14 protein-coding genes are annotated in these 16,140 nt (G+C 40.3%); 4 read left to right on the top strand and 10 right to left on the bottom strand.

The genetic code is table 11. The features are described from left to right. Window positions 1-179 precede the first annotated feature (179 nt). Window positions 180-533, top strand: a complete 354-nt coding sequence (locus tag D5018_RS03435; protein WP_121837587.1) for a hypothetical protein — start codon at window positions 180-182, stop codon at window positions 531-533. A gap of 50 nt (window positions 534-583) precedes the next feature. Next, complete coding sequence (locus D5018_RS03430) at window positions 584-1,219, top strand: ankyrin repeat domain-containing protein (protein WP_133309223.1); 636 nt, start codon at window positions 584-586, stop codon at window positions 1,217-1,219. Between the two features lie 235 nt (window positions 1,220-1,454). On the opposite strand, the gene mtnP is transcribed toward D5018_RS03430, so the two are convergent. Beyond that, a complete protein-coding gene (gene mtnP, locus D5018_RS03425; RefSeq protein WP_121837585.1) occupies window positions 1,455-2,303 on the bottom strand; it encodes an S-methyl-5'-thioadenosine phosphorylase in 849 nt (282 codons plus the stop codon). Between the two features lie 129 nt (window positions 2,304-2,432). On the opposite strand from mtnP, the gene D5018_RS21605 reads away from it, so the two are divergent. Then, window positions 2,433-2,585, top strand: a complete 153-nt coding sequence (locus tag D5018_RS21605) for a hypothetical protein (RefSeq protein WP_165904986.1) — start codon at window positions 2,433-2,435, stop codon at window positions 2,583-2,585. On the opposite strand, the gene D5018_RS03420 is transcribed toward D5018_RS21605, so the two are convergent. The 9 genes from D5018_RS03420 to D5018_RS03380 form a co-directional block, all read right to left on the bottom strand. Then, a complete protein-coding gene (locus tag D5018_RS03420; protein WP_121837584.1) occupies window positions 2,567-3,001 on the bottom strand; it encodes an arsenate reductase ArsC in 435 nt (144 codons plus the stop codon). The two genes, D5018_RS21605 and D5018_RS03420, sit on opposite strands and share 19 nt — an antisense overlap. A 166-nt stretch (window positions 3,002-3,167) precedes the next feature. Further along, complete coding sequence (locus D5018_RS03415; protein ID WP_121837583.1) at window positions 3,168-4,085, bottom strand: radical SAM protein; 918 nt, start codon at window positions 4,083-4,085, stop codon at window positions 3,168-3,170. Continuing rightward, window positions 4,085-5,920 carry a DUF2064 domain-containing protein gene (locus D5018_RS03410; protein WP_121837582.1) on the bottom strand — a complete coding sequence of 612 codons (1,836 nt, stop codon included), beginning with the start codon at window positions 5,918-5,920 and terminating at the stop codon, window positions 4,085-4,087. Before D5018_RS03410 ends, D5018_RS03415 begins: the two co-directional genes overlap by 1 nt. A gap of 22 nt (window positions 5,921-5,942) precedes the next feature. Beyond that, the gene (locus tag D5018_RS03405; protein WP_121837581.1) at window positions 5,943-6,788 is read right to left on the bottom strand and encodes a DUF547 domain-containing protein; all 846 of its coding nucleotides are present in this window, start codon (window positions 6,786-6,788) and stop codon (window positions 5,943-5,945) included. Beyond that, window positions 6,785-7,522 (bottom strand): glycosyltransferase family 2 protein, encoded by a 738-nt coding sequence (locus tag D5018_RS03400; protein WP_121837580.1) that lies wholly within the window; start codon window positions 7,520-7,522, stop codon window positions 6,785-6,787. Before D5018_RS03400 ends, D5018_RS03405 begins: the two co-directional genes overlap by 4 nt. After that, a complete protein-coding gene (locus tag D5018_RS03395; RefSeq protein WP_243637369.1) occupies window positions 7,515-9,869 on the bottom strand; it encodes an NAD(P)-binding domain-containing protein in 2,355 nt (784 codons plus the stop codon). The genes D5018_RS03400 and D5018_RS03395 overlap by 8 nt, the downstream gene beginning before the upstream one ends. Before the next feature lie 158 nt (window positions 9,870-10,027). Then, on the bottom strand, window positions 10,028-11,467 hold the full coding sequence (locus tag D5018_RS03390) for a glycosyltransferase 87 family protein (protein WP_121837579.1): 1,440 nt from the start codon (window positions 11,465-11,467) through the stop codon (window positions 10,028-10,030). Window positions 11,468-11,478: 11 nt separating this feature from the next. After that, the gene (locus D5018_RS03385) at window positions 11,479-12,969 is read right to left on the bottom strand and encodes a glycosyltransferase (protein WP_121837578.1); all 1,491 of its coding nucleotides are present in this window, start codon (window positions 12,967-12,969) and stop codon (window positions 11,479-11,481) included. Window positions 12,970-13,059: 90 nt separating this feature from the next. Further along, a complete protein-coding gene (locus D5018_RS03380) occupies window positions 13,060-13,896 on the bottom strand; it encodes a hypothetical protein (RefSeq protein ID WP_121837577.1) in 837 nt (278 codons plus the stop codon). 490 nt (window positions 13,897-14,386) lie between these two features. Between D5018_RS03380 and D5018_RS03375 the strand changes: the two genes are divergently transcribed. Further along, entirely contained in the window at window positions 14,387-16,138 is a 1,752-nt protein-coding gene (locus D5018_RS03375) for a DUF1800 family protein (RefSeq protein WP_121837632.1), read from the top strand. The last annotated feature ends 2 nt before the right edge of the window (window positions 16,139-16,140 follow it).

Below are 16,140 nucleotides of genomic sequence, written 5' to 3'. Positions count from 1 at the left end.
CGCAAAACATTGGAAGAAGGCCGTGATCCCTGAATACACCAATCTCGATATAAAGAAACCCGTTTACTTGGCGATATTTACAAAGGCTTAATTTTCAATTTTCGACCTGCTAGTGTTCAGAAAAAGGAATTGATTGTCGAGACCAAAGTTCAAAAAATAGCCCAACTGTATTGCACATATTGATTAAGAATTTCGATGCTAGTTCCGAATTTGAGCTATTTGAACAAGCCGTTGCACTTCTTGTAAATCACTCTGTTGATTTAAATGTCGCCGATGCTCAAGGATATGCTCCTATGGAGTTGGCACTGAGAAATAAGACAATGGATATCAATTTCTTAAATGTGCTAATGAAATATGGAGCAACATTCACATGTACTATATCAACGGAGAGTTTAATTCGTTGGATAAAAACAGGAATTCCAGATCGGATTGAGTTTCTATTGGAGCACTGTATTGGAGAAGAAAAAGTCGACCTGTCTAGATTGTTGGAAGTCGCTATTGAGGAAAAAATTATACGGCTTTTAATTATTTGATAAAACGGATAACTCGTCTTGTAAATCATAAAAATTTAAATTGGTCACTAATGCTATACAAAGCAATCCAAGCAGGCAATAAGGCAATATTCCAAAAGCTTTTTCAAAAGTCAGGTATTTCTGGTCATCATAAAATTTATTCTGGTCGAACTGTCTTTTGTAGCGCTTTAATCCACCAGCAAAAAGAAATATATACCTATTTATTGCGCGGAGGACAAGTTACGCTTGCCGAACATGGAGTTGCAGCACTATTCCATGCAATGATGACGGATAAAGCAGAACTGCTGCAAGAACTTATTGAAATAGGTGTTCCGGTTACATGTGATTTAAGAAATAATGAAACAGCACTAAATTTTGCGCTGTATTACGCAAGTACAAACGCCTTCTTGATACTTATCAAAAAGGCTCCAATACTTGCGCAAATGCAAAATTATGACAAACAACTACCCCTGCATATAGCTGTCATCAAAACGGAACTGACGAAGGTTAAAGCTTTACTCTCGGTATATCCAGAAGGTGCTCTCATTAAAAATGAACTAGGACAAACACCTTACTCTCTTGCCTTAGAGACAATGGACGACGCCATGATTAGCCTTTTTGAACCCTATGTTGAAGCTCACGATATGAAGCCAAAACTTAAGCGAGTAGCCCCAATAATTCCTAGTTCAAAAGAGACTTATATTTAAGCAGAGTAGACTTTTAAAATTTCATCAAAAAAAGCTTTCTTTCTAGAGGCTGGTCTTAAGCTGAACGATTTGATTTTCAATTTTTTTGTCCATAAAAAGGTCGCATCAAACCAAATTTAAGTCGAATTCTTATCCTAATTTTAAAATAGAAATGTTTAGCTTTATTGATAATATGTAGGCTATTAATAAGGAAGTGATTTTTACGTCATTTTTAATAGCCAGACTTAAAGTGATTTTAAGCAGACAAAACTTCAAACAATTGCTTATTTTCTTCAGATAAGCATTCAGCAGGTGTGAGTACAGCGCTTTCTAACGAATGATTACAGCGGCTCTGACATACTGCTGATGTACCTTGAATGTAAGTTGCCAACACTAATTTTGCTTTTTCTAAGCTAGCGCCATAGCGACTTATTACTTGTTCAACCGTAACATGGTGTGCAGGATCGTCTTGCCAACAATCGTAATCAGTGGCGATGCCTATAGTGCAATAACAAATTTGAGCTTCGCAAGCCAGAAATACTTCAGGTACATTGGTCATGCCCACTAAATCGGCATTAACCGCATTTTTTAAAAATAAGCTCTCTGCTTTAGTGCCTAGCCTTGGGCCATCTACACAAGCGTAGGTTTTATTTGTGTGTAACCTAACTTCAGACTTAATCGCTGCCTCTGAGATCTTTTGTGCAAGGGCAGAGCAAGTAGGTTCCGCTGTAGATACATGGGCTACTAGTCCATTTCCAAAAAACGTTTTTTCACGATGGCCTTTTACAAAATCAAAATATTGATCAGCAATGGCAAGATCGCCAGGTTCGATTTCTTGTTGGAGACTGCCTACAGCAGATAAGCCAATTATTTGCTTTACCCCCAAACTCTTAAGCGCCCAAATATTAGCTTTGTAATTAACTTCTGATGGTAATAGCTGATGGTTACTTCCATGGCGGGGTAAAAATAAAATTTCTTTGCCATGATAGACGCCTCGAATGATTTCAGCAGATGGTTTGCCAAATGGGGTGCTGATATCGTGCTTTTCGATAGTGATTAGGCCTTCGATATTGTAAATACCAGTGCCGCCGATAATTGCTAACATTTGTTGTTCCTTTTATACTCGTGATACTTGAAGATGCAACTTTCAGGGCTTTTTCAGCATTGTATTATTCGCGGCGTGAAAGTGCAGAACTAGCGAGCTAATTTAAGCTTTCACAACAAAGAAGAATCAATGCTGAAAAGCCCACGAAGTGCGAGTTTAATTGCCATTTATGCTGCGTTACTTCCCCTTGAAATAGAACAACTATTACTGCGGGTAAGTGCCTTACCTAAATGGCAATTAATTCTCGCTGAAATCCTGCATCTTCAGGTATCACGAGTATGATTCAATCTAGTTAGACCAGAAACCCAATTTTGTATTTCATCTCTTACTCGGCGGTAATGATTTAACGCTTCTTCATGAGAGGTTGCTTCTTTTGCTAATTTAGGTGGATCGTCAAACTGACGTTTGATCAGCTGATTTTTTTGAGTGAAAGTAGGGCAGTTGTTTGCGGCGTGTTCGCAAACCGCAACCACATAGTCAAAATCTTTGTTTTGGTATTCATCAAGGGTATTTGATTTATGATTACTGATATCTATGCCAACTTCTTGCATTACTTGTACGGCAGTAGGATTAAGACCATGAGATTCAACACCTGCTGAATAACAGTCAAATTGTTCTGCCAAAATTTTATTGGCAAAGCCATGAGCCATCTGACTACGGCAAGAGTTTCCTGTACATAAAAATAAAATAGATTTCATTTCATTCCTCCAGTATTAATTTCCCTTACGCTCAGAGTAAAAGTGCTCATAGCTGTCAGGGAAGCAATAGTGAGATAAACCAACCGTTCGTGACAGGGTGTCACAGTCGTCAGTACACGGCCGTTCACACTATTGCTTCTTTTCTAAACAACCACTTAAGCTCCTTTCACATCTCACTACAACTGGCGCCGTGGGCAAAGCAGCTATAGCATCTATGATGCTTAAGGTTGACCTTTTTAGGCATACTTTCTTGTAAGCTATTACCCATAAAGTAATCAGGATCGTCATCAACCAAAGTACATGCATAAACTTGCATTGAATCGTCTTTCTTAATGATCATTTTTGAGTTAGCACACATATAGTTGTTACGTTGTTCTTCCGTCTGATAAGCCGTCATACAATGGGTAGTGATGTGTGGCACATGGGGCAGTGAGTTCGGCGGTAGAAAGTCTGGAAACGCCACAATGTTCATGTCTGCTGGTAAGCCATTAAGAGCAAATAGATTTTGGAACTGCTTATCAACTTGAGCTTGATCTTCTCCATTTTCGATATGACGTGCTAAAGACACTGAAAATCCATGTTGATGTAGTTTTCGCATTCCAATAAACGCTTTGGAAAAATTGCCATGACCACGCCCTAAGTCGTGCTTTTGCTCATTAGGCGAATCAATGCTGATGCGAAACGAAATCTGGTTTTGATTTTTGGCTTTTAAAGCGATAAGACTATCTAATCGTTTAAGTAGAGGCTCAGTACCGTTTGTGAGTACTAAACAAGGTTTGAATCGTGAGGCGTAGTCTAAGATGGCGATGATGTCTTTGGCTAAAAAGGGTTCCCCCCCTGTAAACGAAAATTGCTCAACGCCCATCTCTATCGCTTCATCGATTAAAGGCATCACTTCTTCAAGTTTTGGTGAAAGCAAGCGTTTATCAGACGGACTAGAACCTTCCAAGCAGAAGTCACATTCCAGATTACATTTTGTACCTGTATGAAACCATAACTCCTTTAGGGAGTGAGGCTGAATGTAGCCTCGCTCATCGCCTAAAGGTGTATGCGTCCAAGAGGTGATTTGCTCTGCAATTCCCATTAGCAGCAACTCGTAATGTTGGTTTGCGCTGGAGCGCAACAGCTTGATGACGGTACTGTTGAACTTGTTCGGAAGTCGAAGTCTAAACTTGTACGCAGTTTCTGTGATTGATCAAACCCTAAATGTCCATCACCTTCATTTATAAACTCAAAATGTTGGCTAAAACGAGATTGCTTCAAACTATGCCAAACATTTCCGTTTACATGTGTAATTAAGCCTTGAGTAAAACTTGTTGCAGTATCCAGTTGCCATTTTTTCTCGTGTTCAGGGATCGTGCCTAAATATACAACCTGTTGGCCATAATCTTGAGGCTGAGGCTCTAATTGCTCTGCTTTGAATAAACGATAGGTAGCAGAGGTAAATCGAATGTCATCCAGCTTTGCTGCTAGATCATTATTATCAATGGTGATCGCACGGCTGGTGACTAACCTTGGTTCTGCAAAGCCAACTTGCTTGGCAAGATTCTCAAAGTCGTTCCAGTAGAGGGCGCCACTCAAGCATTCACCATAAAGTAGGGGATCATTCACTAGGTGTCGAGGAACTCGTCTATCTGCATAGACATCAGAGAAATAAATTTCTCCCCCCGGCTTTAGAATTCGGAATACTTCTTTTAAAACCGCATGCTTGTCTGGACTGAGGTTAATCACGCAGTTGGAAATGACGATATCAATGCTGTTATCAGGAATATTAAGTTCATCAAGCTTTTCAATATAGCCTTTTAGAAAGCGTGTGTTCGGTTCTGCGTAGCCAAACTTTTGCTGGTGGTGTTCAATGTATTTATTTGCAACGGCTAGCTGCTCGTCTGTCATATCGACACCGATAACTGAACCTTGCTCACCCACTAATTGGGCTAAGGCATAACAGTCGCGTCCCGCGCCACAGCCTAAGTCTAGAATGTGACAACCCTCAAGCGATTCAGGGGTCACCAACCCACAACCGTAGTAACGGGTAAGCACTTCATCGTGAATGTTAGATAACACGGTTTTCATTTGAGGAGATAAGCTGTCATCAGTACAGCAGGCATTGGTTTGTAAGTCTTCTGAACTTTCTAGGACTTTACCGTAGTAGTCTTTTACCGAATCACGGGTAGCGTCATCGGCTTTATTTGTGTCTGAGCTAGGGCTGCAGCATGAAGAAGTCTGAGTCATCTTGGGTACATCCTGAAAAAATAAATCGGAAATAAGTTTGAGCAATTTTTGTCGCGCTGGGCGTGGATCTCCTTGGAGATCTTGGTAGAGTATTTTGATGTCAGCTACATAATCAATATCGTAGCCACCAAGAGTTGAGGTTACGGTTAATCCTTGGTTCAGACAAGCGTTTGCAAGTGACTCACCAAGTTTATCGGTACTCCAAGGCAAATGTTTGATATTCGGCCATGGTGTCCGGTTAGCCATAATCACCACTCCGCCATCTCGTGCGTGACTTAACGCTATATCATGCTCGTTAAGACCATCAAGTGCTGAAAGGAAATGGGATTTATCTAACATTGGTGCATCGGTGCCAATATAAAAAGTTTGGCGATGGCCAAGCTTTCTAAGCTGTGAATCAATATAGTTGATACGCTCGCCTAAATTGCCATCCTGATCAAGCGGTAATTGCCCTATAATTGTGGCTTCGGGCAGTTGGGCTTGCATCCAACTTATGTCTTGTTGATGGGCACAAGCTAAGACGACACGCCCAGCCCATGCTCTGGCGTCTTCTATTGCGCAAGCCAACAATGCGTTGGCGATTGCTAACGCACTTTCTGGGCTTGTATCTTGTGTTAATCGTTGTTTACCTTGATTGAGCTTAGGCCTTTTACAAAAAACAACGAGTGTCGGCACTGGATTCTTCATTGATTGTTAAACTAATGTTTACTTAATTAACATGACCTGCCAATGGCACATTTAATTTCCAATCATATTGAAATTCTATATTGAATGACTTTTGCTTGGTGATTTCAGCAAGTTTGTTTTTCAGCTCTGGCTTAGCGAATTGTGATATATGCGTCATTAGTTCAGTTTGGTTTTCCCCAAAGTCTTCAGAAAACCAATTATAAATACTCGAGAGTACCAGTTTCTCATTGTTGATATCGACGCCTTTGTTTTGATTAATAAACATAACCGCAGCCTGATTGAGCTGATATTCAATATCACTACTACTCAAAGCCTTATAGGGTAAATCAGGACAACCTAAACTGGCACAATTGATAACATAGTGGATTCTTGGATCTTGCCAAATTGGGCGTAAGATTTTGTGTTCAATTTGGTTTAGGGTAACGGCTTGGTCTGCAATTTCGATGGCTTCGATATTCCAAGGGCCGGTTATTCCATCTCCGATTTCTTTGATAGAAGCGATAGGGTAGTGCTCAACTACTAAATCCACTGTTAATGCATTGTAGAGGTTGACCCAATAGGCTAGCTGCTCGTTACGATTAAGCTGTCTAGGGTCGATTGAGCTTAATGATTGTATATAATCTTTGAGCGCTTGTTTATCGGCACTTGAAACAGTCGAATAGTTGAAAACTCGAAAGTTTTCCTCTTCTAGTAAGTATCTATCGAGCAATATCTGCCAAGCTTGATGGTCGACTATTTGGGTACTGTTTTGGTTACTTACTTGCCAAAAAGTATTAGCCTGAGGTGTGATAGCAGAATAAAAGGAATAGCCTTTATATAAGAGTGCTGCTATCACTAGACTAAAAATGGTGAATACGACTTTCTTCATATACGGTTGGTACTGCGTTTAAGTTGAGCTTGAGTTAAAAACAGCTTGCCTATCATTGATAAAATGCCGATTCCTGCTTTTACTGAACCTTTTAAAGTGCCGCTTATTTTAGACTCACCAATTCGGATTTTTGAATCTACGGGATATTCATTGACATTCATTCCATGAATAATGGCTTTGACTTGCATTTCCACCGTCCAGCCAAAGGTTTTGTCTTGCATATCGATAGCTTGCAATGCCGAATATCTAATGGCGCGAAATGGGCCAAGATCGGTAATTTTTTGTCCCCAGAACAAGGTGATGAGGTGGCTTGAAAGCCAATTACCAAACATTTGAGTTTGGGTGAGGGCGCCTTCTTCGATTTTACCTAGATTGCGTGAACCTATGGCTAAGTCATCACCTTTGACGATACCCTCAAGCATAGGAATGGCTTGTTCAACAAAACAGGAGTCATCACCATCAACAAACAAAACGATGTCACAAGCGGGAAGGCGTTCGATAGCCGTTAAGCAAGCGATACCATATCCTGGAACGTTTTGTCTGACTGTAATCGCTCCCGCCAATTGTGCTACTGACGCTGTGTTATCAGTTGAGCCATTGTCACAGACAACAATGTCATCAATCACTTTTTGATTTTCAAACTCCAATTCAGTCAGCGCAGATGTAACAACGCCAATGGCGTTTTCTTCATTTAGGGCAGGGATCACTACTGCTACTCTGTAATCCTTATACATTTTGTACCTCTATCACTCCGTGGGCTTTTGCTTTCTCCGCCATTTGTACTTGGCTTGCAGCAAGTGAGTCAGTTTTTATCACTTCAGATGTTTTACGATTGATTTGTGCAAAAGACAAAGTACCGGTTGGACATGTGCTTACGCAGGCTGAACAACGAACACATTGAGGATCAACCATAGGTTTCCCTTTACTGGCAAACGCCATCACATCAATGCCTTGATGACATACACTGGTACATAAATTACAGCTGATGCATTTAGATTTTTCACTGGCAATGGCGAACTTACTAAAGCGAGCATAAATGTGCATAAGTGCAGCAAGCGGGCAGGCGAAACGGCACCAAGTTCTTCCTGAATATTTAAAGTACAAACCAAAGCCTAGTACGCCTGCAAACAGAACATCAATGATCCACTTGTAGCTGAAGCCGTTGACTAACTGACCGCTTGAGTTCTCACCTTTGAAGATCAAGTTAAACATCCCGTTCATCCAAGTATCTGGGAATATCCAGCCTAGAATACGGATAATCAATAAAGTCACTGCGAGCAATAAAATGAATTGCCCAAGCATGTTGAGCTTGTTCCATTTCGAACCATGCGGCATTTTATGGCGTTGAGTATCCCCTAAAGTTTCAGCCATAGCACCACAAGAACAAATCCAGCCGCAATAAGCACCTTTACCCCATTTGTACACAATGAAAGGTATGATCACTAACACTTGTAATGCAGCAATGACTAGCCAAGCGATTTGTGGAGTATCGGTAAATACTGTATAGACACTTAATGGCCAAGCGAGGATTAAACTGTAGGCATGCCAGTAGGCACGGTGATGTCCCCAGACAGGCCAATTTTGAGCGGCAATGTCTTGAGCTGAGATGTAACTTGGGAATAAGGTGTCAGCAAAGATTTTGCCAAAGCCAGCATCATAAACGCCGTTATAACCTAGATACGGAAGAATGATTTCGGGCAGTAAAAACAGTGGCAGTACTTGAACCGAAAATAACACTAAGGTTTGTCTGGTGACATAAGGCGTATTTCGCCTTTGAATCCTTTGCCAACCAAAAATGGCGATGATAATGGTATAAAGCAAGGTGTAATAAAAAGAACGACTTTTTAATGAAATCGCTAGTGTTCCAATTAAGGTGCTTCGATCATTAACTTGTGCCTGCCACCATTCGCCCCAACCAGAAATCAGTGTTGGCATTTGATCTGGATAGGAAAAAGTACTCCAAAAAGCGTTTAAAAAACCAAAGCCTTTCCAATCGTAAAGGGCGAACATCGCTGCTAAAAATAGAACGAAAGCAATCCAGCCTTGCCAAGTACTTTCACCTTGAATGTTGATTTTAGAACGTCTGAAGAAATCTAGAGGCGCTTCACGACCCGTAGCCAAAAGAACATTGTCGTTTTCTAGTGTTTCAGGCCCACCACTTTGATTAGTAAGAGTGACATTACTTTCAGTGATTTCACTAAGATTGGTGTTTAATCTTAATTTTATTTGGTTGGTATTTGCCAGTTGGTAGAGCTGTTCAACGTTTTCACTTTTCGCACGACTGAACTCTCCCTTGCGATAAGAAAGTGTCACTTCGGCTTTTTCATTGGCGGTTGCGATAGCGGATTCAAGTGCGCTATCACCACCTCCGACTATCAATAATTTCTTATTAGCGTAAACCGCTGGGTCGATCAAACGATTACTGACTTTTTCTAACTCTTCACCTTGAATATTGAGTTTTCGATATCCACCAGAACGCCCAATGGCTATAATAACTCTATGGGCTTTTAATTTGTCACCATTTTCTAGGACTACATCAATATATTGTGAGCATTTTTCTACATGGCTCACCTTAGCAATCTCTGCCTTGATGTCGAACTTAGTCAGCTGCGCTTTTAATTCAGACAATAAATTTTCTTTGTGGGTGATTTTGTCCGTAAACTCTAATTCACCTTCTGGCTCTAAATTCGTTGGATAAGTATAAATCGGTTTGTTTTTTGGGAAGTTCTCGATGGTTGATAATGGCTGATTCGTTTCAAGTAATGTAAAACTTAACCCATGCTTTTTGGCTTCAATCGCTGAGGAATAGCCGCTGACACCACCACCGACAATGATGACATCAGCTATTTCATCACTGTGAGTTCGCTTGTAAAAAGCATCTTCATTGACAATCTGTCTAATTGCTTTTGCGCCAGTGTCTGCCGAAAACTTGAGTAATGGTATGCCTGTGAGATCACCAACGACATAAACGCCTTTTATGTTTGTGGTGCCGTTAATATTAACGAGAGGGAGTTTTTCTGGTGTTCCATCGGGCCACTGTCCATGAAGCCAATGAGTATAGTTTTTGATTGCTGTGATCATAATGCGTTCCTCAAGTACCTGACCATAAGTTTCTTAAGATTTCTTGCGCTCAGCTTCAGCACTTACGGCGTTGCAATTCCGGTTACATGGCTTAGGCTATGCGCCCTTCATTGCGCCTTGTATTGCACAAAAGCCGAGCACAACAATTTTCAAAGTACTTATCGACAGGTACTTATTCTTTGGTTGTCATTGCTCAAATGGCTTTTTAATTTTAGTAATGATTTATTTTGGTAAAGCCATTTTGTGAGTTTAGTTGTTGTTATTAGATATAGAATTCCAAGAATGATGATTGGCCATAGTGCTGGTTGCCACTGCTGGCAACATAAGAAATCACCAATGACTTCATAAGTCAGAGGCATTAATAATGTCCAAGCAATTAAATAAATGTTCGGTCTTAATGCCAGTAATGGGAGCAAGGGCATTAAATACCAAGGAAATAGCACTGGGCTTAAAAACAGAGGTACAGCCAGAGAAAGCTGTAAACACCAAGCTAACTTACTGTCTTTTGATGCTAAATGCGATGACGATAAGCTGACAAAACCGATTAACAAGCAAATAATTGTCGCAATCGCTATTAGAGTTAAAATCAGCGGATAGCCAGATATAAAAGCATCGAGTGAATTAAATAGAGGAGAGGCGAATCGCCATTTTTCAAAAAAGACACTGATGCTACCAACTGGATGATAACCAAGTGCAATGGTGAGTGAATAAATGCTGACGACGGTTAGAATTGTGCTAGCCAGTAGCACTGCAAAGGTTTTGAATTCTTTTTTGCCAAGTAAAAAGAACAAAAAGGGCAGTAACAACATCATAGGTAATATCTTTGTCGACATTCCTATTCCAATCATGATCCCTGTCAACACAAATCGCTGCTGTAGCCACAAATAAACAGCCACAATCACACTCAATGCTGAAAGTGTATCCAGATGAAGCCCAACACCTGTTTCTAAAATCAATAATGGAGATAGGGCGACTAAAGGTAGATGTTTTAGCTTGCCCTGCTTTTGCAATGCTTTTGCAGAAAAATATAAGGTAAGTAGACCACTGATAAGTAAGATAACACTCCACGCCATTTGAGCATGTTCAACACCTGCTGATGCAGCCAAAGCAAATAAACTTAATGCTACAGGCGGATACAAGGTGACGTATTTTTCGTGTTCTTGAGGTGGTTGCCATTGAGCTCTAAGCTCTTTTAGTTCTGGTGCATCGTGACTGATTCGATAAGGATCAAATCCTTCGTAGGCAATTCGTCCATCAAACAAGTATCTATCGACATCATTTGAGGTGTAGGGAGTCACATCAAGCAAAACTACTCTAGCAATCACGGCTGCAATCAAAATCAGTTTAAAGTCTTTCAATTTGTTGGAAGCAGGAGCTGTCGTCCAAGCTAATAACATGAATAGCCCCATCACGCTGAACTGAATGATGATATAGACACCCATTTCAGCTAAGTGAGGAGAGTTAGGTGTCATTTTAAACTCTGATAGCCAATAACTCGCTAGGCTAGAAACAACAACTCCAGCCAAACTTGAGAAGTGCAGGTATGCTCGAAGCTTCACGGGTAAGTTTTGTTGCAAATGACTGATCAGCTGAATCATAACGTCACGCCTTATTGCTTTGATAGCTGTATGTGACTATAAAAGCTATGAAGCGCGGAGAGTACAAAACCCACAGCCAATAACAGTAAGAATGGCAACATAAACCAATGACCTTGTCCTACCGCCCATAAAAATACAGTGGAATAGACAAGGGCTATTGCCAATTCAAACAATGCACCTTTAGGAGCAATAGCTCGATATTGTTTTTTCTCTGCTTTGACTTTTACTTGTGACGAATCCACTTCATTGCCTAGCTCACCAGTTTTTGGAGTGCGAACAAACTCAGATCGCATACCAAACAAACCTTCTAAGCCTGCTTTTGAGTTGTTGATAGCAAGTAGAATTCCAAGCACCATTAAGCTGGGAAGTTTTAAAAATGCGCGAGACTTCGAGCGACCTAAAACTACTTGCCCGAAAAACAAGTAAGCCAAATGCCCGCCAGAGGACATGGCTAACAATGGAATATCTAGCCACCAAACATTGACGAAGTCATGTTGATCTCTGAGGTACAAACTGGGTACTAAAAAGATTAAGGTATCAACCAGCATGACAAAATACGCAAGGTTGTTAGAAAGGTGGAAAGTTGATTCTAGTTTTTTGGTGAAAGGAATTTTAGCTTTCCATACGGTTGGAAGCATTTTCATCATGACTTCCACACCACCTTTTGCCCATCGGAATTGCTGACTTTTAAAGGCATTCATATCCGCAGGTAATTCACCGGGGCAGGTTACATCATTCAAATAACGCATTTTCCAGCCTTCAAGCTGTGCGCGATAACTTAAATCGAGATCTTCTGTGAGGGTATCTGCACTCCAATGACCAGCATCAATAATGGCTTCGGTGCGCCAAATACCAGCGGTACCATTAAAGTTGAATAACATACCACTGGCACAGCGGACTCGTTGTTCTAGACCAAAGTGAGCGTCAAGCATAATGGCTTGGAGTTTGGTTAATAGGCTACTTCTTCGGTTTAAATGCTCCCACCTGAACTGCACCATCGCCATATCTTCTTGAGTAAAATGGTGAATGGTTTTTAGTAGGGTGTCAGGGTGCGGAATAAAATCAGCGTCAAATATGGCAATAAACTCACCAGTGGCAGTCTCCATGGCATCTTTTAATGCTCCAGCTTTAAAGCCATAGCGGTGGATACGCTGAACATGCTGAATATTAATGCCTTGCTGTTGGTAGTGTTTTACTCTTTCAGCGATAAGCTCACAAGTTTCGTCGGTTGAGTCATCAACAATTTGAATTTGCAATTTATCTTGTGGGTATTCGAGCTTTACGATTGAGTCAACAATACGTTTGGCAACTAAGCGTTCGTTATAAAGGGGGATTTGCACCGTTACTTTGGGTAATGTTGAAAATGCTTTAGGTTGCGTTGGTTGATAATGACGGTATTTAAACCAGCGAAATACCATTGAAAGGCGATGAAGACCAAAGAGGCATAAAATGCCTAATAAAACAAAATGAGTGGTGATAAAAAACCAACTTATCGACGACATGGCTAAACAACCCTTTATGAAAATTTTGTTCGGTAATTTGTAGATTCGAAAAAACACAAAGGAAACGCTCCCTTTGTGTTTCGTTAAGGGTTAAAACACTTTGGTTAAAGCCAACTCAAAACGGTCACCTTCTAATACATTCTCACCGTAAATTTCGCGGGTATAGGTAAATTCAATGCCATAACCTTTGAAAGCTTTGTTGCCAAGCTTTAGACCTGTAGTGAGCTCAAGCTTTCCTACGTCAAATTCCAGTGGGTTAGATAGATTTGAGTTGATTGTATTTGGGGTATCTGAGTTTTTTGCACTTAGGGTACCGTCTAATTTAGTGCGGAAGTACCAGATTTTATTAAAATCAAAACCATATTCAACAAGGTAACGGTATTCATCAGATGGTGCACCAGCTCTTAAACGATAACCAGCTTCAAGACCAAAGTAACCGTATTCATTCAAGCTCTTTCCGATAAGAGCACGTGCTTCATAATCTACTTGGTGGTTACCTAAACCGTCCTCTGCTTTATAAAATAGTGGTGCTTTAACTAAAAACGAAGTGGAGAAAACAAATGGGTTAGCTTGCCATTGGTATTTAATACCAAGCTCAGTGTCACTTAAACCACTTGCACTGTTTTGGCCCGTTTTTGAGTCAGATTGGTCGTATGATTGAAATAATTGAGAACCATATAGAGCAAAATTATTTCCTAGTCCGTACTCGCCATAGAATGAGACATTATCACTTTTAAAGCTCTCAAAAGTAGGGTTGTTTCCCTTATATTTATCTGCGTCATAGCCAGCGTAACCAAGCTTGGCATATCCTGCGCCTTTCTCAGCTACCCAAGCCCCTGCAGAAGCATTGGTTGCGGCAAGTAAAAAAGGAGCCGTGATTAACAGCGTTTTGAGGTAAGTATTGTTCACTTTCAGTTTGTTGGTCATAGCGTTCACTCGTCCATTCGAAATGATTGTTAGCTTTTTGTTAAGACCGAGTGATGTGTTGTTGTATTTCAAAAAAAGTAAATTTGTTTACTATTTAACCTTAAACCGCTGTTTTATGGGTAAAAATTTTGACGAATGCTAGAAAATAATTTTATCGACTTAAATCGTCAGAAAGATGACGGTTTAAGTTTTGTAATCATCTGAAAATAAAGGGTATTTACTCTATTTGTTCTACTTTGTTTACAGTACAATTGTTGATGGTGATTCATTTTGAATGTCTCCATATTTCAAATTTATATGAATTGATTTACATTGTGAAAATCTACCTGTTTAACCTGAACCTTTATAACGAAATCAGTATCGTGTTGCTTATGCAGAGCTCAGGTTATTTAGATAGCAAACAAAGTCAATCAAACGTGGAGTGCGGTATGTTAAAACCGTAATGGTCATTATGAAAAAAGCATTAAATAAGAAGTCTAAGGTAAAGCTCATGAAGCAGTATGAAAGAAGTAGTCGCTTTTTAATGCAAGCGACTTTGGGAGCAGACTACAACTTGATCCGTCAAGTACAGGAAGTTGGTGCTGAAAATTGGTTAGAGCAGGAGTTACAGCATCAAGCTGAGCCATCCCTTTTTGAATCGAAGACCAATCAAATATGGCAACAGTTCCGGCAAAAGCTGGTTTCAACTTACGGTGAACACGCAATTAACGGGGAAGGCAATAACCCTGCACTTCCTTATAAGTGGTATTTTCGAATGGCATGGTGGGACCATACCTTACAATCAAACTCAGGTTTACTAAGGCAGAGAGTTGCACAAGCGTTGAGCGAAATTTTGGTTATCTCAGACAACTCTTTGTTAGAGCTAAACTCCGTCGGTATGGCAAGCTATTACGATTTATTATATAAGCATGCTTTTGGTAACTTTGCCGATCTTCTATACGACGTTTCGTTCCATCCTTGTATGGGTATTTACCTCTCTCATATGAACAACCGCAAGGCTGACCCTGCGAAACATATTCATCCAGATGAGAACTATGCGCGTGAGATCATGCAGCTGTTTAGTATCGGATTGTTTGAATTAAATCCAGATGGCACCCGCAAACAAAACAGTCGTGGTGAAGATATTCCGACTTATGACAATGTCGATATTCGTGCAATGGCACGAGTATTCACTGGATTAAAAGCAAATAGTTATCAATATGAATGGCAAACCAGCTTTTGGCAGCCCAGTTTCAATGGCCATGACGTTGGCTTTAATGATGGTGTTGATAAGTCGTATAAAGTTGTGCCATTTGTAAACATGGTCAAACCTATGACAGCCGATGAAAATTACCATGACCGTGAACCTAAGCGTTTGCTAAATGGCCATATTAATCTTCCAGGTAATCAAAGCTGTGAACAAGAAATTAGAAGCGTTACTCGCTCATTAGTTAGCCACCCAAGTGCAGCACCATTTATTGCCACTAAATTGATCAATCAACTGGTGACTTCAAATCCATCTAAAGCGTATGTAAAAGCGGTTGCTGATAAATTTGGTACTCAAGGTGATTTAAGAGCTGCGATTAAAGAAATTTTACTTTATCCACTCAATAACCCAGCAAGCGATGCCAATTTTGCCTCTCATGATGACGGAGTGCAATCCCAAAAATTAAAATCACCAGCATTGAGAACCACTCAAATTTTAAGAGCTTTTAATGCCCACAACAATTCAGGCAAGTTGTGGTTTATAGGTGACGACATTAAAGAGCTGACACAGCAGCTACCTATGTCCTCTCCTAGTGTGTTTAACTTTTATAAGCCTGATTTTACCCCTCACGGTGAGATTGAAGATCTAGGCTTGGTTGCGCCGGAGTTTGAACTTCATACTTCTGCAACTTCTATTTCTTATACCAACATGATGTATTTCTGGTTCTTCGGAGGCTTTTATCCAGCCGTATCTACAGTCATTAATCGCTCTCCAACGATGCAAAACGTACCAGAGCTTAATCCGAATGTATTAAAGAAAAACCAACAAGACTCCTTAAAGTTGAACTTCAGCAAAGAAATCCAAATGGCAAAAGATGGTCAGCACGATGACCTGATAAAGCGCATGAGTCTTATTTTAACGGGTAAGCATAAGCTAGATATTCATGAGCAGATAAAATCGTCATTCCAGCAGTTTAAAAATAACCCAGAGTGGGTGGTGCAAACGATTGCGTTCATGTTAACGATTTCACCAGAATTTACAGTGCAGGAGGCTTAATC

The sequence above is a fragment of the Parashewanella curva genome, assembly GCF_003675895.1.
Classification (GTDB): Bacteria; Pseudomonadota; Gammaproteobacteria; order Enterobacterales; family Shewanellaceae; genus Parashewanella; species Parashewanella curva.
This window is presented reverse-complemented; position numbering and strand designations above follow the sequence as displayed.